Origin of the sequence: Flavobacterium hungaricum (genome assembly GCF_015182285.1) — a bacterium.
GTDB classification, from domain to species: Bacteria; Bacteroidota; Bacteroidia; order Flavobacteriales; family Flavobacteriaceae; genus Flavobacterium; species Flavobacterium hungaricum.
On the sequence record NZ_PRDM01000006.1, the window covers coordinates 152,090 to 172,023 of the forward strand.

Here is a 19,934-nt window from a genome sequence, read left to right on the forward strand (position 1 = left end):
GAAAGATTTTAGCCAATAAATAACATAAATAAAAAATTAAAAAAGAAAATAAATTGCAGACTAATATTTCGTCTCAAGAAGAAATCAAGCAATTGATACTTGAAATAGAACAAAAATGGCCGGTAGACAAATGGATTATTAATGAGATTCATGTTTGGCCGTATATACGCATTAAAATTTATACCTATTTTCTAAGCAGATTATTTTCGACTTCGGCAGTTAATAGTCAAAATAAGCAACATGCTGAGAAAATTATTTTCTTAAAACATCTGAAACATTTTATTAAATTACTAAGTTCTTATTTTATTTTAGTTTTCTTTTTTCTGAAGTTAAAGAAAAAGAAAATCATTTTTTTTGGAGCACATTATCACCGTATCCTTTACAAAGGAAAGTATTTTAATCGATTTTATGATTCAATGATTAAAACACATAATTTAGAAAATGATGTTTATACAATTGAATACAGAAAAATAAACAAAGAAAACTTTAATAATAATGCAATCATCAATTTAGAAAAATATCTAGGTTCTTATAAAAAAATTAAAAACCTTACTTCTAAATTTGACAATAAAAAAAAGAATTATGCTTTAGAGGGATTTGAAGATTTTTATGATTCTTTAAACTTGAAAGCAATCAGCATAGAAAAAGTTAATCTAATAAAGTGGAGTAATAAAGTTAACGCTGCCAGAGGATTTTTTGACATTCTATTTAAAAAAATTCAGCCTGAAAAAATTATTTTTTTAGGATATTACGGTTTAGACGATTTGACGGCAGCAATTGTGTCTGCAAATAAAAGAGGTCTTCATTCTGTCGATTTGCAACATGGTTCTCAAATAAATAACATGGCATTTAGTAATTGGACAAAAATCCCTAAAGATGGTTTTAATACTGTTGTAAAAGAGTTTTGGACTTGGGATGAAGAATCAAAAAAAAATATAGATTTATGGGCAGTAAATACAACTAACATAAAATCAAAAGTAATTGGCCAGCCATATGTATCATATTGGTTGAATAAAAAAGAAGATGCTGAAAAATCTCAGAAAAAAATACTTTACACACTGCATCTTTCTAGTTTAGAAGAAATGGTGACTCAGGAAATAATTTCATTAATCAAAAAGACAGGTTATGAATGGGTTTTAAGACTACACCCGCGAAATTCAGTATCAAAAGAAAATATGGAACAATTTCTTTTGGCTAATGAAATCAAAGAAAAAGTAACAATTCAGAATTCGGTAGAGAAACCGCTTCCAGAAATGCTGAGTGAGTCAATATTACATATCACAAATTATTCGGGCAGTTTAATTGAAGCCAGAATGATGAATATACCAACTCTAATTATAAACAAATTGGGGCTTGAAATTTATAAGCAATATTTAGACGAAGATTTGGTTTTTTTTATAGATTTTGAAAAACCTGATTTTGTTTCTGAATGCCAAAATTTAATTGTGGCTATTGAAAATAAAGAAAAAAAATCTCCTCAACTGCAAGTATTTAATCCTTTGTCATAACTAGAAAAATATAGAATATTGGAAACAAAACCGAATTTATTGTGGATTTCTTATCTGCGGGTTTTTAGCACAGTTGCTGTAATATTTCTGCATGCATCTTCACCCTTAGTAAGCAGTTACAAAACATTAACGTTTTCTGCTTGGAATACGGCTAATTTTTTTGATGCTGTTTCCAGATTTTGTGTACCGGTTTTTGTGATGATTTCAGGAGCTTTATTATTTAATAAAAATCTAGAGATAGGACAGTTTTTCAAGAAAAGGGTAATCAGAATTCTTCTGCCTTTTATATTCTGGAGTATATGTTATGCATTGTACGTCATTTTTATTAAAACAGACTTTTATAAAACAGCATCTTTTTTAGAAATTATCAAGAAAATAGTGAGATCAGTTTATTTTGGCAGTGCTTATCATTTATGGTATATCTATATGCTTTTAGGATTGTTATTGATTGTGCCGATTCTTAACTTTTGGGTAATTAGAGCTAAGAAAAAAGAAATTCATTATTTTCTGATTATTTGGTTTGTAACTTTATTAGTGAAAAATTTCAAGATTGGGGCTTTTATGCCAAATATAGAATTATCTTTTTTTTCTGAATATACAGGTTATCTAGTATTAGGATATTATCTCTCTACTATTGAAATAAAAAATATTCGAAAATTCCAACTTACTTCATTAGTATTATTCATTTTCGGAATTTTAATGACTTTTATTGGAACTTGTTTTTTAACTATTTTTCAGAAGAAACTCAATACCTCATTATATGATTTTTTTAGTTTGAATGTTTTGATAAGTTCGATAGGTCTTTTTCTTTTTTTTAGATCTTCAGATTTATTCAATAGAAAACAGAACTGGATTTGTAGTCAAATTAACCAATATAGCTACGGTATTTATTTAACACATGTTTTAGTGTTATGGACATTGGAAAATATTGGAATTAATGGATTATTGTTTTCACCTTTTGTCGGAATCCCTTTGACTGTATTTTTATGTTTACTGATAGCGCTGTGTATTGTTAAAATATTAAACTTAACTAAGTTTGGAAGTTATGTCTCAGGCTGATTAAGTTAGTCATCACTTAAAAGACTTTATATAAAGCTTAAAGTTTTTTAATGACAAATAAATAACCACTTTTAAATTATATTTGATTTTGAAATAAAGAATATTATGAAAAAAACCGCGATAATACCACTTCGTAAAAACTCCAAAGGGATTCCTGGAAAGAATAAAAAAAAGATGCTTGGACGACCTCTTTTCTCTTGGGTTTTAGGAGAAGCTATTTTTTCAGAACTAGATGAAGTATATGTTTTTACAGATGATCACGAAATCATAGAATATATTAAAAGAGAATATTCATGGTCGCCAAAAGTAAAAACACTTTTACGAAATGATGAAAATGCATCTGACACTGCATCAACTGAAAGTGCCATGCTGGAATTTGCAGAACAGATACAAAATGATTTCGATATTTTATGTTTATTGCAGGCAACTTCACCAATGACAAGTGCTGCAGATATTAACGCAGTGTTAGGCGAAATTCTTATTAATAAAAAGGAATCGGCATTGACTGTTGTTAATACACATCGTTTTATCTGGAATTCAGACGGTACTCCAAGTAATTATGATGTTTTTAATAGACCAAGACGTCAAGATTTCGAAGGACTATTAATAGAAAACGGAGCTGTTTATGCTACCACAAAAGAAGCATTTTTAAAATCGAAGAACAGAGTAAGCGATTCTATTGGTTTAGTAAAAATGCCGGAAGAGTCTTTGGTTGAAATTGATAGTTTGTCGGATTGGGAAATCGTGGAGAAATTATTAGCAGACCGTCAGAAAAAAAGAAAAGTGCATCAACGTATCAACTATTTGGTGTTAGATGTTGACGGAGTTTTTACAGACGGCTGCGTTTATTATGATAAAGAGGGCGAACTAGCCAAAAAATTTGATATGCGTGATGGAATGGGCTTAGAAATTCTTCGTCAAAATCAGGTTGAAGTAGTTGTAATGACCTCTGAAAACTCAGAGTTAGTCGCGCAGCGAATGAAGAAATTGCAGATCAAACAAACTTTTTTGGGTGTTAAGGATAAATTTTCCTTTTTAACACATTTTCTTTCCGAGAGAAATAGTAGTTTTGGCGCCGTTGCGTACGCAGGCGATGATGTAAATGATTTGGCCAATATTTGCAGTGTAGGCTGGTCTTTTACGCCTTCTGATGCAACAGATGTTGTCAAAGCTAATGCAGATTATGTGCTGACCCATGCATCTGGAGCGGGTGCAATAAGAGAAATTTGTGAAATTTTATTAAAGTATAATAAACGTTATGAAGGAATTTAAAAAACCTTACGTGATTGCCGAAATTGGATGTAATCATAAAGGAGAAATGGCAATAGCCAAAGAATTGATTAAAATCGCTAAAATTTTCGGAAACGCAGACGCCGTAAAATTCCAAAAACGTAACAATAGAGAACTTCTTACCGAAGAGCAGTACGATGCACCACACCCTAATGCTTCAAATTCTTATGGAGATACTTATGGAGCGCATAGAGAATTTTTAGAGTTTGATGTGACACAGCATGGTGAATTAAAAGCATATTGCGAGGAAATTGGCATCACGTATTCAACTTCGGTATGGGATACTACTTCTGCAAAAGAAATTGCTTCTTTGAATCCAGAGTTTATTAAGATTCCTTCGGCTTGCAATAATAATTATGAAATGTTAAAGTGGCTTTGTGACAATTACAAAGGAGAAATTCACATCTCTACGGGAATGACTACAAAGAGCGAAGCAGATATCTTAGTAGACTTTTTTACAGAAAATGGAAGAAATAAAGATTTAGTTTTATACAATTGTACTTCTGGTTATCCTGTTCCGTTTGAGGATGTTTGTTTATTGGACATTAATTTACTGAGAGAAAAATACGAAGACAAAGTAAAACATATTGGTTTTTCTGGACATCACTTAGGCATCGCTGTAGATATTGCGGCTTATACTTTGGGAGCCAATATTATCGAAAGACATTACACAATTGATAGAACGTGGAAGGGAACAGACCATGCGGCTTCTCTTGAACCAATGGGATTAAGAAAATTAACTCGTGATCTTGATGCTGTATACAAAGCATTGACTTATAAAACGACTGATATTTTACCGATTGAACAAGTTCAGAGAGATAAACTGAAAAATAAAAAGGTTTAGAGCTATGCTTTTTTCAAACAAAATCAGACTTTTTTGGTGGAACGAAAAGGTAATACAAGGCAAATCCAAAGAAAATTATGGAGATGTTCTTGGAAAATATCTAGTAGAAAAAATCTCCAAAAAGATAGTTGTTTTTGCTTGGCCTAAAAAGTTTTCAATACTGGACTTTGCATTTCCTATTTATGTAACTATTGGAAGCATTTTAGGAAATGTAAATCATAAATGTATTGTGTGGGGAAGTGGTATCATAGATAGAAAAATAAAAATAAAAAAAGCCGTTTTTCTAGCTGTTCGAGGCCCTCAAACAAGAAAATATCTAGTAGAACTTGGCTGCGATGTGCCGGAGATTTATGGAGATCCAGCGTTATTGCTACCTCGATATTTTAATCCAAAAATTGAAAAGAAATACAAATTTGGCTTTGTACCTCATTACAATGATTATAAGCAAGTACAGGAATGGTTCAAGGATAACCCAGAAGTACTGCTTATCGATATGATGACTAATGATGTTGAAGAAAAAACAGTTGAATTTCTACAGTGTGAAAAAATTATTTCATCTTCTCTTCACGGAATTATTATGGCACACGCTTACGGAATTCCTGCCGTGTGGCAGAAATTTTCGGATAAGGTTTTTGGAGATGATATAAAATATCAGGATTATATGGAATCTGTTGAGATTCCTTTTTATAAACCGGAAATTAAAACAACCGCTTATTCTTCTGAACAAATGGAAGCACTTTTTAATGCATTTCCAAATCTTCCTCAAAAACAAAAAATTGAGGAATTGTGTGATGGGCTTATGAAAGTTTGTCCTTTTAAATAATGCTGTTTTGAGAAACAGTTTTCTGAATGATTTTTATTGTAAATGAAAAAGAACATTTTTATTTTTTTACCAGACGGAGTAGGACTTCGCAATTTTGCCTTAACTTCTTTTAAAGAAATTGGAGAGAAAGAGGGTTTTGATATCACGTATTGGAATAATACCCCATTTTCTATTAAGGAGAAGCTAGGGTTCAAAGAATTAAAAATTCAGGAAAAATCATTGCATCCATTGACCACGGTTTATACTCGTGCTCGAAAGCGAATGGAGTTGAATTTTTTTGATAAAAAGTTTAAAGAAGTAGTTTACAATACTTATAATTTTCCTCATTCCTATAAAGGCGCTTCTAATCTGTTTAAAAGCTTAATGGTTGATGCCCTAACATTTTTTGGTTCTAATGAAAAAGGAATTAAATGGGTTAGGCAGCAAATAAAAAAAGGAGAGCGTAACACAAATAAATATAAAGAAAGTAAAAAACAGCTGGAAGAACACAAACCCGATTTTGTTTTCTGTACAAACCCGCGTCCGACACAAGCAATAGCATCAATTTTAGCTGCGCAGGATTTAGGGATTCCAACTGGAACGTTTATTTTTTCGTGGGACAATCTTCCTAAAGCCACAACTTTAATAGAAACAGATTACTATTTTGTATGGAGTGACTATATGAAGAAAGAGCTTTTAATGTATTGTCCGTATGTGAACGAAAGTCAAGTATTTGTTACAGGGACCCCTCAATTCGAAAGCCATTTTGATACAAGTCTTTTGCAGACAAGAGAAGAGTTTTACAAAACACATAATCTGGATCTTGACAAAAAATACATCTGCTTTTCAGGAGATGATATCGTGACTTCTCCGCTTGACCAATATTATCTTGAAGACCTAGCATTGACAGTTAGAGAATTAAATAACCAAGGATACTCTTTAGGAATTATTTATCGTAAATGCCCTGTAGACTTTACAGATCGTTACGATGCAATTTTAGAATTGTATAAAGATGTAATTATAAGTATTGATCCGCTTTGGACACCAGTTGGACAAAACTGGAATGAAATTATGCCGACAAAAGAAGATTTTGCCTTGCAGTCAAACATTTGTGAGTATACAGAATTTGTTGGAAACATTGCTTCTTCAATGGTGTTTGACTTTTCTGCTCATGATAAGTCGTGCCTCTTTTTTGATTACGAACAGCCGCAATTAAAAAAAGGAATTAGAGATATTGGACAAAATTACAAATACATTCATTTTAGATCAAAACCTTCTGAGGAAGCAGCTCTATGGGTACGAGATAAAAAAGATTTAACACTGATTGTAAAAGATATTCTTGATGGAAAAGCGTCAAGTGTTCTCGAAAGTAAAAAATGGTTTGAAATTATCGTTGGCCCAAACCCAACTCAAGCTTCTGCAAAACTTTGGGAAAGCTTAAGCAGTATTCTAAAAAAGTAATTATTTATGTTTTTTAATTCGTTGGCATTTGCCATTTTCCTTCCAATAGTTTTCTTTCTCTATTGGTTTGTTTTCAATAAAACAAAAAGTACGCAAAATGCTTTACTAATTATTGCCAGCTATTATTTCTATTCCTGTTGGGATTGGAGGTTTCTGTTTTTATTGGTCTTTTCTACTTTTCTGGATTATTATACCGGAATTCAGATAGAAAATTCCGATTCAGATAAAAAACGAAAATTCTGGTTTTGGTTAAGCATTATTGTCAATCTGGGATTTTTAGGAATATTTAAATACTATAATTTCTTCGCGGCTTCTTTTGCCGAAATGTTTACTTCTTTAGGATTTAAAGCAAGTCCAATTTTAATAGAAGTAATTCTGCCTGTCGGAATTTCATTCTATACTTTCCACGGATTGTCTTATGTAATTGATATTTATTATAAAAGAATCAAAGCCGAACACAATTTTGTAGATTATTCGCTTTTCGTAAGTTATTTTCCGCTTTTAGTTGCAGGACCAATAGAACGTGCTACACATCTATTACCACAAGTTAAAATAAAAAGGGAATTTAATGCTGAGACAGCCAAAGAAGGCGTTTATCAAATTGTTTGGGGTTTGGTAAAAAAAGTGGTCATTGCAGACACTTGCGCTGTATATGCAAATGCTATTTTTGATAATTACTCTTCGGTTAATTCTTTATCACTAGTTTTAGGAGCAGTTTATTTTGCTTTTCAAATTTATGGAGACTTTTCAGGATATTCAGATATTGCTCTTGGAGTATCCAAATTATTTGGTTTAGACTTACTGAGAAATTTCAATTATCCTTATTTTTCACGAGATATAGCAGAATTTTGGAGACGCTGGCACATTTCGCTTTCATCTTGGTTTCGAGATTATTTATACATTCCGTTAGGAGGCAGTAAAGGCGGACTTTGGATGAAAATCAGAAATACTTTTATCATCTTTATTGTCAGTGGCTTTTGGCATGGTGCCAATTGGACCTATATTGTTTGGGGATTTATAAATGCGGTTTATTTTCTTCCTTTATTATTGTCTGATAGCAATAGAAATAATATTGACGCTATTGTTCTGAAATGGAACTTAGATTCTGTAAAAGTATTATTCAGTATTCTGACGACTTTTTTATTGACTTGTATTGCCTGGGTATTTTTTAGGGCCAGAACAATTTCTGATGCCTTTTTATATTTAAAAAGAATAATTACCAATAGAGATTTTGGTCTTCAATATCTGGATAACGAACGATATAATTATGAAATCATTCTTATGATTGCAGTATTTGTTTTGGTAGAATGGTACAATCGTACTAAAGTGGAGCCTTTGTCAGGAAAAAGAAGTTTACTAAAAATGGCTCTGGCTATAACTGCAGTCATTGCTTTTGGAACGTATTCAGATTATAAAGAATTTATTTATTTTCAATTCTAATGAAGAAGTTTTTATTATATATCGCTAAAGTTTTTGTAATAATAGTTCTATGCGCTGTACTTCTGGATGGGCTTTATACTTATGTATATATGAAATCTCAAAATAGAGGCAAAGTTGAAAATGTTATAAATTCGAAAGCTCAAAATTTTGATGTAATTATTTTAGGTTCCTCTAGAGCGAACAATCATTTTGTATCTCAAATGTTCGAAGATAAGGGATTAAAAACTTTCAATTATGGGATGAGCGGCGGTCATTTGTTTGAAGCTTCGTTGATGCTAAAGTTAATGATAGAACGAAATTACAAAATAAAAAATGTAATTCTAGAAGCAGATTTGAATCTTTCAAATGATCGTGAAGCGGAAGGAATTGCGTCCTTATTTTTACCTTATATTCATAACTCGCAAGTAATCAAAGATCATTTTGAATCTCAAAAAAACTTTAAAGAATTATATTATATTCCTTTTTATAGATTTATAAAGTATGAGACAAAAATTGGAGTGAGAGAGACCTTTTTTACTGCAATTGGTAAAAAAACAAACGCATTAGATAACTTAGGCTTTTATCCATTAGAAAAGCATAAAAATGGCAATATGAAAAATAACATTGTCAATTTAAACCCGCTTCCTCACAATAAGTATTACGAAGAAATAAAAACAATCTGTAAAGAGAACAACATCAATTTTATTGCAGTTATGACTCCAATGTGCGAAAATGTTATTGGAATGAATTATTTTGATAAGGTACAGAAAGCTTATCCTGAAATTCATAATTATGAAAATGCAGTGGTCGAGAATAAATATTTTTCTTCCTGCGGCCATATGACAAGTGACGGCGCTAAAAAGTTTACAGCTAGAATTTTAAACGACTTTTTTAAGAAATAGATGCATATAGCTTTTTTGACCCCCGAATTTCCACACTCAAAAGTAATACATGCCGCTGGAATTGGAACGAGTATAAAAAACCTTACGGTTGCTTTAAGTAAAGAAAAAGTAAAAGTTACTGTTTTTGTTTATGGGCAGCAAACAGAAGAAATAATTGTCGAAAATGATGTAACTCTTCATTTAATAAAAGGCAGAAAATTTAAATTATTTGGGTGGTATTTTCATCGTCAATACATTCAAAATTACTGTAATAAAGTAATTAAGGAAGAAAAAATAGATCTTATTGAAGCACCTGATTGGACAGGGATTACCGCTTTTATGAAGTTTAAGATTCCATTAATAATTCGTTTTCACGGAAGTGATACTTATTTCTGTCATTTGGAAAAAAGACCGCAAAAGAAGAAAAATTTTTGGTTTGAAAAAACTTCGGTAAAAAGGGCACAGGCTTTTATTGCACCAACAACTTTTGCGGGTAACGTTTCTAAAGAATTATTTAAAATTAGAAACAAAGAAATTCAGACGATTCATCATGGTTTGGAATTGGAAAAATTTTCGAATGAGTCTCCAGAAGTTTTCGAAAAAGGAATAATGCTATACATCGGTACTTTAATTCGAAAAAAAGGAGTTTTAGAACTGCCACAGATTTTCAATAAAGTACGCCAGAATTTTCCAGAGGCAAAATTAATTTTGATTGGAAGTGATTCGGCCGATATCGAGACCGGCAGTGATTCTACATGGGCTTTAATGCAAGAAAAATTTGAAATTGAAGATTTGCCATCGGTTCAATACGCAGGAAAAATTCCTTATCAAGAAATACAAAACTATATTAAGAAGGCAAATGTTTGTGTTTTTCCAACTTTTGCAGAAACGTTAGGAATGGTTACTATAGAATCTATGGCAATGCAAAAAGCAGTTGTAAACAGTAATATTGGCTGGGCCCAAGAATTAATTGTAGATCAAGAAAGTGGATTTTTGGTATATCCTTCAGATCATGATTTGTATGCTGAAAGGATCTGCCAGATTTTAAGAGATGATAAATTTGTTTTAGAACTTGGTAAAATGGCTAAAAAAAGAGTTGAAGAAAAGTTTGATATTAATAAGGTCGTACTGCAAAATATTCAATTTTATAAAAGAATAATAACCTCAAAAAATTAAAGATGGTAGTTATTTATCATAAAAATAATTTAGTTGTAGAGGTTAAAAATAATCAAGACTCTATTGCTTTTAAAAATGTCACAATAACAGAAGCACTGTTTACTCTGGCAGAGAAATATCCTGATGAACTTATTTTGTGGTGTGAATTATCTTTAAAAGACAATTTAAATTATGAAGCTCTGCCTGTTATTTTTCATCACAAAAAAATACTGGCTTCCTTCAACTTAATTTCAAGTAATTTTTTACCTGATGCTATAGGCTACGTAGAACAATCTCCGTACATAAAAATCAATAAAAAAGTTCGTTATCCTACATGGATTATGAGCAGCAAAACGGGAGGTGTTCATGCCTCGGTTTTGTCAGCTTTAAAAAATCAAATTACATTAGATAATGATTTTGATTATTTTCTGTGTTCTATGGCGAAACTCGGTATGGACCAAGGACTTTTGTGTTATTCTGAACCATTGTTGATAAAAGATTTTCTGGAGAAAGAAAACAAACTCAAAGATAATTGGGATGTCTTATTTAAGTTTGTTAAGCAGCATTACAGAACTCGATGGGTCTTTTTATTATTTCTGAATTTATTGGTTTATGAAAGAAAAACACTTTTTTTTCCTCTTTTAAAAAGTTTTGTCTATCGAAAAAGAAATCTAAGAAGTAATTCACTAGAAAATATTAAGGTTGAATCAATAAATAAGGTTGTAGAAAAAAACACGATTGATGTAATAATTCCAACAATCGGAAGAAAAAAATACTTATACGACGTTTTAAAGGATTTGTCCAGACAGGTTCATTTACCAGAAAATGTAATTATAGTCGAGCAAAATCCTGATAAAAATAGTGTTTCAGAGCTTGATTATATTAAAAATGAAAATTGGCCATTTAAAATTAAACACATATTTACAAATCAGACAGGTGTTTGTAACGCTAGAAATACCGCACTGTCTTTAATTGAAAGTGAATGGGTATTTTTGAACGATGATGATAATAGATTTGATGAGAATTTATTAAAGGATGTATTGGCTAATTTAAAGTCTTATGGAATAAAGTCGTTATCAACCTCCTATTTGCAGCCAAAAGAAATTAAGGAAAATAAGATTATTAGTCAAGCACAGATTTTTGGCTCAGGAAATAGTTTCATACACGCATCTTTATTAGATACCGTTAAATTTGATATGAGATTTGAATTTGGCTACGGAGAAGATTCTGATTTTGGCATGCAGATTCGTAATTCGGGAGTAGATGTTATCTATTTTCCTAATTTAGAAATATTGCACTTAAAAGCACCAATAGGCGGTTTTAGAGTTAAACCAATTTTAGCTTGGGATAATGATGAAATACAGCCAAAACCATCACCTACAATTATGTTGAACATGCAATTACATTTATCGCAGCAACAAATAAAATGCTACAAAACGATACTGTTTTTCAAATTTTATAAAGTTCAAAAGATTAAAAATCCGATAATCTATCTTAAGAACTTTGAAAAACAATGGAAACAAAGCATTTATTGGTCAGATAAATTAAAACTAAAAAAAGCATGATGAATTTTTCTTTGGTTATTTGTACATACATGCGTCCTGATTCGCTTTTACAACTATTGAAATCGGTTGAAGAACAAAATTTATACCCCAATGACATTTTAATAATTGATGGTTCTAGTAACGAAGAATCAAAAAAAGTTGTTGAAGAAAATCAATTTAAAAGGGTTCAATATTTTTTGGTTTCGGATCAAGATCGTGGTTTAACAAAACAGAGAAATTTTGGTGTTTCAAAATTGGCTGTAGAAACTGAGATAGTCTGTTTTTTAGATGATGATACCGTTTTAGAAAAAGGGTACTTTGAAGAAATTATTAAGACTTTTGAGTTAGATTCTGAAGTTGTAGGAGTAGGCGGTGTAGCGTTGAACGAAAATAAATGGAAACCCCACGATTCCAAAATAATGTTTAATAAAAATAAATACTATTTTTTTGAAAATTATATTTATAAAGAAGGACTAAGAAATAGAGCTCGAAATTATTTAGGACTGGCCTCAAATCTTGGTCCTGGAAAAATGCCTGCTTTTTCTCATGGGAGAACTTGCGGATTTCCGTTAACAGGAAAAAGTTATGAAGTTGATTTATTGATTGGCATGTCGATGTCCTTTAAAAGAACTGTTTTTGAGAAGATTCATTTTTCTAAATTTTTTGAAGGTTATGGATTGTATGAAGATGCAGATTTTAGCCTTAGAGCTTTACAATATGGTAAAAATGTGATCAATACAAAAGCGCAACTAAATCATTATCATGCACCTTCAGGACGTCCAAATCAATATCAATATGGTAAAATGGTGGTTCGAAATGGATGGTACGTCTGGCGAATCAAAAATCCAAACCCAAGTCTTAACGATCGATTTAAATGGAATATGATTACGATTTTATTAGCAATAATTAGATTTACAAACGTATTAAGTGGTGCTGTGGAAAGTAAAAAAGCTTTTACAGAAACAATGGGTAGAATTGCTGGATATATAAGTTTGCTGTTTAATAAGCCGAGACAAATATGAAGAAAACAGTTTTTATTTCTTTTTCTTTAGGAAGTAGTTCTATTTCAGATTATTATTCCACGCTGGCTGAAAAGTTTAAGGATGAGTTTCAAGTAATTGTATTTTCAGATACAAAAAGAAATGATTTGATTTCTTTATCCGAGAATATTATTGTGAAATATTGGCCGTCCAAAAGACCAACAAAACTAAAAGATGGTATTTTTTTGTATAAAAATATGAGAGAGTACAAACCAGTTGCAACTATCTCAGTTTTTGGATCTGTTAATATATTTTTGATTGTTGGATTCTTATACGGTGTTAAAATTAGAATTGCTTGGATAAGTACATTAACCACACAATTTAAGCAGCAAAAATTATTGTTATTAAGAAAATCATTGATTTTTAAATTAGCAACCAATATTGTTGCAAATTCTCGAGCAACCCAAAAAGATGCAGAACAGAATTATCGTGTATCCAGTAAAAAGATAAAAGTCTTGCCAAATTCGGTTAAAGATCTGTATTCGGAAATAGAAATAACTAATTCTGAAGATTCAAAATTAATTGTTTATGTCGGTCGACTGCATAAATCTAAAGGTGTTGAGGTCCTCGTAGAAGCTTTTGCAAAGATTCATTCGCAGTTTCCTGAATTTGAATTAATGATTATTGGAGGTGGTGAAGAAGAAAAGAATCTAAAAAAAATGATTGTCGATTTGAAAATAGAGCAGTCTGTTATATTTAAAGGCAATCTCCCTAAGACCCAAGTATTACAAATGTTTAAACAATCATATTTGTCTGTTGTTCCGAGCCTAGCAGAAGCTTTTGGTTACACGGTAATAGAAGCAATGAGTATGAAAACCTTAGTAATTGGATCTAATAATACTGGAATCAAAGAAATTATAGAAAATGATAAAACCGGTCTACTTTTTCAGACCAACAATGCTGATGATTTGAGTGCTAAAATTAAAACAGCAATCTTGCAGCCTGAATTGAGAAATAAATTAGCCTTAAGCGGTTTTGATCATTTTAAAAATAATTACGAAGTGAAACAAGCGGTTGAAAGAGATGTGTCTTTCTTTAAAAATTTAATTAAAAAAGACAATGAGTAATTTTCTTATCATTACCAATGTTATTCATACAAAGGAAAACAACCAATATTATGGTTATTCCCCTTATATTAATGAAATGAATATCTGGATCAAATTTGCAGATCAAGTGACAATTGTTGCGCCCTTGGCCTCTAGAGACATTACTCCGATTGATTCTGCATATGATTGTAATAATCTTACTTTTAAAAAAGTTCCAGATTTTAGTTTTACAACATTAAAAAACAGAATAACCTCACTGGTCAAATTACCGATTATCTTTTACAAGATATTTATAGAAATGAATCGTGCAGATCATATTCATTTGAGATGTCCGGGAAACATGGGATTAATTGGCTGCTTTGTTCAGGTTTTTTTTCCTTCAAAAACAAAAACGGCTAAGTATGCTGGTAATTGGGATCCGGAAAGCAAACAGCCATGGACTTATAAATTACAAAAAAAAGTTTTGTCCAACACTTTCTTAACTAAGAATATGAAGGTTTTAGTTTATGGAAATTGGGACAAACAATCAAAAAATATAAAACCTTTTTTTACTGCAAGTTATTTAGAATCTGAAAAAGAAGTAATCGAAAAAGACGATTTTAATTTAGGCATAAAATTCATTTTTGTAGGAAGCTTAACCGATGGTAAAAATCCGCTTTATGCTGTAAAGTTGATTGAAGCACTTATTAAAAAGGGTTATAATGTTTCTTTAGATTTATACGGAGAAGGAATAAACCGTGATTTGCTTTTAAACTATGTTAATGCTAATAATCTCGGAATGAAAATTAGTTTAAAAGGGAATCATGATAGGAGAACAATAAAAGAAGCTTATCAAAAAAGTCATTTTGTTATATTGCCGTCTGTTAGTGAAGGCTGGCCAAAAGCAATAGCCGAAGGAATGTTCTGGGGTTGTGTGCCTATAGCAACAAAGGTTTCATGTATTCCTTACATGTTGGATAATGAGAATAGAGGCATACTTTTAGAAATGGATTTAGAAAAAGATTGCCAAAAAATAGAATACATCTTAGAAGAAACAGCTGTTTATAAAGATAAAAATAAAAAAGCAGCAGACTGGTCTAGAGAATATACTTTAGACGTTTTTCAAAAAGAAATAAAAGAAATGATATAGTTAAATATGAAGCATTCAACAAAAACAAGAATATTTAAGGTTCTTTCCATCTTACCCAATACAATAGGATATAATTTATATCATTTTTTGCAAAATAGCACCAGTAAGTTAACAATTGATAAAAAAATAAATGCGGCTTATGGCACTTATAAAACAGTTGTTAGAATATTAAAAGAAAATGGTAAAAGTCTTGATGGTATACGAATTGGTGAATTAGGTTCAGGCTGGGTGCCTGTTTTTCCATATCAATTAATTCTTGAAGGTGGAGTAAAACATGTAGATACCTATGATATCAATGAACATTATAATTTAAAACAGATTAAAGAACTTAATGAGTATTATAAGCAGCGTGATGCTTTTGAACTTCAATCTGAAAGTAAGTATCCTTTGTTAAAAGGAGTTTCGTACTATCCAAAAACGAATATTTGTAACGGAAATCTTCAAGATATAGATTTAGTATTGTCCAGATTTGTATTAGAGCATGTTCCTCCTAACGATATACGTGAAATACATAATTTTTTATTTTCTAGTTTAAAATCAGGAAGCTATATATTACATCTTATATCTCCGAGCGATCATAGAGCGTATAGTGATTCTTCTCTTTCGCTTCAAGATTTTTTAAAATATAGTCAGGAAGAATGGGATAAAATTCAAACTAAATTTGATTATCATAATCGATTGAGACTTCCGCAATATTTGGATTTGTTTAGAGACCAGTTTGAAATTGTTCACTTTGAGCACGATAAAATCAATACAGAATCTAAAAGTTATAAAAAATTCAAAGAGTTAAATATTCATTCCGATTTTAAAAAATACAATGATCAGGAGTTAATGGCAGGAAGCATCAATATTTTGTTGAAAAAGAAATAAATGAGAATAGTTCAAATTATAGATTCTTTAGAAATTGGCGGAGCAGAACGTATGGCAGTAAATTATGCTAATGCTCTTTCGGAAAAAATCGAATTTTCTGGCTTGATCTCAACGCGCCGAGAAGGCGTGCTCTTGGAGCAAATCAGGCAGGAGGTCTCTTATTTGTTTTTAAACAGAACCAAAAGTTTTGACATAAATGCGGTCTTTCGACTGAGAAAATTTATAAAAAAAAATAAAGTTGAAGTCATTCATGCTCATAGTTCGTCTTTTTTTATTGCTGTACTGGTAAAACTTACATTATTTAAGATCAAAATTGTTTGGCACGATCACTACGGTTCCAGAATCAAACAATCAAAAAAGCAAAATAGAGTATTAGTTTATTTCTCCATTTTTTTTGCATCTATTTTTTCTGTTAATCGGCAGCTGGCTGCGTGGAGTTTAGAAAATTTGAGATGTAAAAATGTAGTTTTTATTCCAAATTTTATTTTAAAAAAAGACCAAAACCAAAACCAAAATACCTATTTAAAAGGAACCGAAGGGAGAAGAATAGTTTTTCTCGCTAATTTAAAAGAACCTAAAAATCATATCAGTATTTTAAAAGCTTTTACAGCTCTTAAATTATACGAAAATGACTGGAGTCTTCATTTGATAGGTAAAGATTATTTGGATTTATATTCGTCAAGTTTAAAAGAATTTATAAAATTGCATAATTTAGAAAGTCATGTTTTTTTGTATGGAAGTAAAAGTGATATTAATTTTATTCTGCAGCAAGCCTCAATTGGAGTTTTAGCTTCAATATTTGAAGGTTTTCCTGTAACTTTGATCGAATATGGCTGTGCAGGGCTTCCAGTACTTTCTACAAATGCGGGATATTGCTCTGAAATTATAAAAAATGAAGAAACCGGGCTATTATTTGACCCGCTTAATGAACAGGAAATAATTCTTCAGATGCAGAAAATTATAAATAATAACGAGCTTAGAAACAAATTTGCAAACCACTTGAAACAAGTTGTAGAAAATATTTATAATGAAGATAAAATTATTGAAACAATATTGTTGGAGTACAGTAAGATAATCAAATGAAAAACCAAAAACTTACATACATAGGATTAATTGCTATTCATGCATTAATTGCTTTGATAGTTTTTGTACTGCCATTTTTATCAAAGCTTTTTGGGATTTTAATTCCAGTTATTGGTTTTTATGTTATTTACAAGAAACAGAATAAAAATAATGAAGTACTTTATGTTGCATCTTATTTAATAGGAGCGGAGGTTTTTCTCAGGATGACAGGAGGAAATTTTAATAATGAATATGTAAAGTTTTTGGTAATATTCTTCATGCTGCAAGGTATGGTTTATAGTAATTTTTCAAAAAACGGATTAATTTATTTGATTTTTTTATTCCTTTTACTTCCTGCCGTATTTATAACTACAACCACTTCAGATTTTTCAATAGATGTAAAAAAAGTTCTTTTTTTCAATCTTTCAGGGCCTGTATGTTTAGCGATTTGCGCGATGTATACCTATGGAAGAAAAATCTCTTTTGAAACCGTACAGAAGATTTTACTTTCGGCAGGCCTTCCTATAATTACGATCACCGTATATTTATTTTTATATACTCCAAGTGTAAGAGATGTCGTTACAGGAACGCAATCCAATTTTGAAACTTCGGGAGGTTTTGGCCCCAATCAAGTATCAACTGTTCTTGGGTTGGGTATCTTTATTTTTTTCTCCCAATTAATTCTCTTTTCCAAATCAAAAATAGAGCTTTTGCTTAATGGTGGATTATTAATTTTTGTCAGCTATCGCGGTATTGTTACTTTTTCTAGAGGAGGTGTTATTACTGCTATAGTGATGATTATTTGTCTTTTAGCGTTATTGTATTATTTTTCTAATTCAAGAGGCAAAAGTAAATTCACCATAGTATTTGTTTTGACAGCCTTAATGGGGATCGGAATTTGGACATATAGTTCTATACAAACTGGAGGTCTTATTGAAAAAAGATATGCAAACAAAGATGCCAAAGGAAGAGATAAGAAAGATAAAATAGGAGGAAGAGAAGAAATTATGGATGCTGAGATAAAGCTCTTTTTAGATAATCCGATATTTGGAGTAGGAGCAGGAATGAGTAAGTCTAAAAGATTAGAAATTATGAAAGAAGAAGTCGCGTCACATAATGAGATTACAAGATTACTTTCAGAACATGGTATTTTGGGAATTTTCGCCTTTTTACTCTTGTTTTTGACCCCAATACTTCTCTACACAGACAATATACAGCATTTGTATTTTCTGTCTTTTTTTATTTTTTGGCTTTTAACTATAAATCACGCTGCAATGCGTACTGCTGCACCAGCTTTTATTTATGCTTTGACGCTCTTATCTGTACAGGTAAAAATACCTGAAAAGGGGTAGAAAATAATGGAATAATTTCATTTTTTTTACAATACATTTGCCCCGAATCTTAGTAGTAAAAAATAAATTTAAAGATGTTTTCTAATAAAAAAATGCATTTTGAAATCTCAGAAAGGAAAGTATTGCTTTCTGTTTTTGACGCCGTTTTTGTTTTATCGGCACTATTTGTTTTGAGCATTTTATTCGACTATCAATATTTCGATTTAGATGGATTACGTTATTTTAAACCACTGCTTTTAATTGTTTATATCTATTCTTTCGGAACCATATTCGAAATGTATAATCTCCAGACAGCAAGTAACCAGCTGCAGATTATGCGAAGCACCATTCTTACTGCAATAGTAAGCGTTACCGTTTATTTGTTTACTCCTGTTTTGTCTCCAGAATTGCCTAAACAGCGTTTGGTAATTGTTATTTTTTATTTTGCAGTTTTGAGCGCCTTATTAGTATGGCGTTTTTTTTATGTTTTTTTCTTAGCCTCAATTCGTTTTTCGCAAAATGTAATTTTAATATGCGACCAAAGCCAAGTTGAAGAATTGGTTTTGGGTCTTGAAAACGTAGATCCGCATTATAAATTTGTCGGATTCGTTAACTCGGATTCACTATCGAATGAGAAATTGGAATTTTCTTATGTAAAAGAAATTAAGAAAAGCGATTTAGTAAATTTTGCAGTTAAAAATAACGTTTCGGAAATTGTAATTGCTTCTCAAAAAACAGACGGAATTACAGCAGATTTATACCAGCAGTTACTCCATCTGCTGGAGTCAGGTTATATTATTAGAGAATACACACAAGTTTACGAAAGCAAAACACAGCGAATTCCAGTACATTACATTGAAAGAGATTTTTACAGATTTTTCCCTTTCAGCAGAAGTAATAATAATCGCTTGTATCTGCTTCAGATTCGTCTTATGGAGTTTTTACTTTCCTTTGCAGGTCTTTTTCTTTGCTTGATTTTTATTCCAATTATTTCCTTTTTAAATTTATTTGCCAACAAAGGCAGCCTGTTTTATACTCAAGAAAGAGTAGGCAAAAATGGAGTTGTTTTTAAGATTTACAAATTCAGGACCATGACAGAGAATTCTGAGACAAACGGTGCTGTTTTTGCTTCTGCAAATGACAAACGAATAACGCCATTTGGAAAATTTCTACGCAAATCAAGAGTAGACGAGCTTCCGCAGTTTATTAATGTTTTAAAGGGCGATATGGCCGTAATTGGCCCAAGACCAGAACGCCCGTTTTTTGTTGAAGAAATTGCACGTGTTATGCCTTTTTACGAAACGCGTCATGTTATCAAACCAGGGCTTACTGGATGGGCGCAGGTAAATTATTCTTACGGAGAATCAATAGACGAAAGCTTGATTAAACTGCAATACGATCTGTATTACATAAAACACCGAAGCGTTTTTCTGGATTTAAGTATCACTTTTAAAACCATAACCACAGTTTTATTCTACCGCGGTCAATAGATT

17 protein-coding genes are annotated in these 19,934 nt (G+C 31.2%); all 17 read left to right on the forward strand.

Features of this window, described 5'->3' with window-relative positions; all coding sequences use genetic code 11:
- Positions 1–53 precede the first annotated feature (53 nt).
- The 17 genes from C4F50_RS22655 (at position 54) to C4F50_RS22735 (ending at position 19,931) form a co-directional block, all read left to right on the forward strand.
- The gene (locus C4F50_RS22655; protein WP_194140913.1) at positions 54–1,508 is read left to right on the forward strand and encodes a hypothetical protein; all 1,455 of its coding nucleotides are present in this window, start codon (positions 54–56) and stop codon (positions 1,506–1,508) included.
- An 18-nt stretch (positions 1,509–1,526) separates the two neighbouring features.
- Positions 1,527–2,567, forward strand: a complete 1,041-nt coding sequence (locus C4F50_RS22660; RefSeq protein ID WP_194140914.1) for an acyltransferase — start codon at positions 1,527–1,529, stop codon at positions 2,565–2,567.
- Between the two features lie 105 nt (positions 2,568–2,672).
- On the forward strand, positions 2,673–3,839 hold the full coding sequence (locus C4F50_RS22665; RefSeq protein WP_194140915.1) for an acylneuraminate cytidylyltransferase: 1,167 nt from the start codon (positions 2,673–2,675) through the stop codon (positions 3,837–3,839).
- Positions 3,826–4,701 carry an N-acetylneuraminate synthase family protein gene (locus tag C4F50_RS22670; RefSeq protein WP_194140916.1) on the forward strand — a complete coding sequence of 292 codons (876 nt, stop codon included), beginning with the start codon at positions 3,826–3,828 and terminating at the stop codon, positions 4,699–4,701. Before C4F50_RS22665 ends, C4F50_RS22670 begins: the two co-directional genes overlap by 14 nt.
- Before the next feature lie 4 nt (positions 4,702–4,705).
- Positions 4,706–5,524: a polysaccharide pyruvyl transferase family protein gene (locus C4F50_RS22675; RefSeq protein WP_194140917.1), complete on the forward strand. Its 819-nt coding sequence runs from the start codon at positions 4,706–4,708 to the stop codon at positions 5,522–5,524.
- A 42-nt stretch (positions 5,525–5,566) separates the two neighbouring features.
- Positions 5,567–6,964 carry a glycosyltransferase family protein gene (locus C4F50_RS22680; protein ID WP_194140918.1) on the forward strand — a complete coding sequence of 466 codons (1,398 nt, stop codon included), beginning with the start codon at positions 5,567–5,569 and terminating at the stop codon, positions 6,962–6,964.
- A gap of 6 nt (positions 6,965–6,970) precedes the next feature.
- Positions 6,971–8,404, forward strand: a complete 1,434-nt coding sequence (locus C4F50_RS22685; protein WP_194140919.1) for an MBOAT family O-acyltransferase — start codon at positions 6,971–6,973, stop codon at positions 8,402–8,404.
- Positions 8,404–9,285, forward strand: coding sequence for a hypothetical protein (locus C4F50_RS22690; RefSeq protein WP_194140920.1), 882 nt, complete (start codon positions 8,404–8,406; stop codon positions 9,283–9,285). Before C4F50_RS22685 ends, C4F50_RS22690 begins: the two co-directional genes overlap by 1 nt.
- Positions 9,286–10,440: a glycosyltransferase family 4 protein gene (locus C4F50_RS22695; RefSeq protein ID WP_194140921.1), complete on the forward strand. Its 1,155-nt coding sequence runs from the start codon at positions 9,286–9,288 to the stop codon at positions 10,438–10,440.
- Between the two features lie 2 nt (positions 10,441–10,442).
- Entirely contained in the window at positions 10,443–11,984 is a 1,542-nt protein-coding gene (locus C4F50_RS22700) for a glycosyltransferase family 2 protein (protein WP_194140922.1), read from the forward strand.
- A complete protein-coding gene (locus C4F50_RS22705; RefSeq protein WP_348537028.1) occupies positions 11,981–12,985 on the forward strand; it encodes a glycosyltransferase family 2 protein in 1,005 nt (334 codons plus the stop codon). The genes C4F50_RS22700 and C4F50_RS22705 overlap by 4 nt, the downstream gene beginning before the upstream one ends.
- Positions 12,982–14,070 (forward strand): glycosyltransferase family 4 protein, encoded by a 1,089-nt coding sequence (locus C4F50_RS22710; RefSeq protein ID WP_194140923.1) that lies wholly within the window; start codon positions 12,982–12,984, stop codon positions 14,068–14,070. Before C4F50_RS22705 ends, C4F50_RS22710 begins: the two co-directional genes overlap by 4 nt.
- Complete coding sequence (locus tag C4F50_RS22715; RefSeq protein WP_194140924.1) at positions 14,063–15,178, forward strand: glycosyltransferase family 4 protein; 1,116 nt, start codon at positions 14,063–14,065, stop codon at positions 15,176–15,178. The genes C4F50_RS22710 and C4F50_RS22715 overlap by 8 nt, the downstream gene beginning before the upstream one ends.
- Before the next feature lie 6 nt (positions 15,179–15,184).
- On the forward strand, positions 15,185–16,048 hold the full coding sequence (locus C4F50_RS22720; protein WP_194140925.1) for a hypothetical protein: 864 nt from the start codon (positions 15,185–15,187) through the stop codon (positions 16,046–16,048).
- The gene (locus tag C4F50_RS22725; protein WP_194140926.1) at positions 16,049–17,131 is read left to right on the forward strand and encodes a glycosyltransferase; all 1,083 of its coding nucleotides are present in this window, start codon (positions 16,049–16,051) and stop codon (positions 17,129–17,131) included.
- Positions 17,128–18,462 carry an O-antigen ligase family protein gene (locus C4F50_RS22730; RefSeq protein ID WP_194140927.1) on the forward strand — a complete coding sequence of 445 codons (1,335 nt, stop codon included), beginning with the start codon at positions 17,128–17,130 and terminating at the stop codon, positions 18,460–18,462. Before C4F50_RS22725 ends, C4F50_RS22730 begins: the two co-directional genes overlap by 4 nt.
- Before the next feature lie 74 nt (positions 18,463–18,536).
- Positions 18,537–19,931, forward strand: a complete 1,395-nt coding sequence (locus C4F50_RS22735) for a sugar transferase (RefSeq protein WP_194140928.1) — start codon at positions 18,537–18,539, stop codon at positions 19,929–19,931.
- Positions 19,932–19,934: the final 3 nt, after the last annotated feature.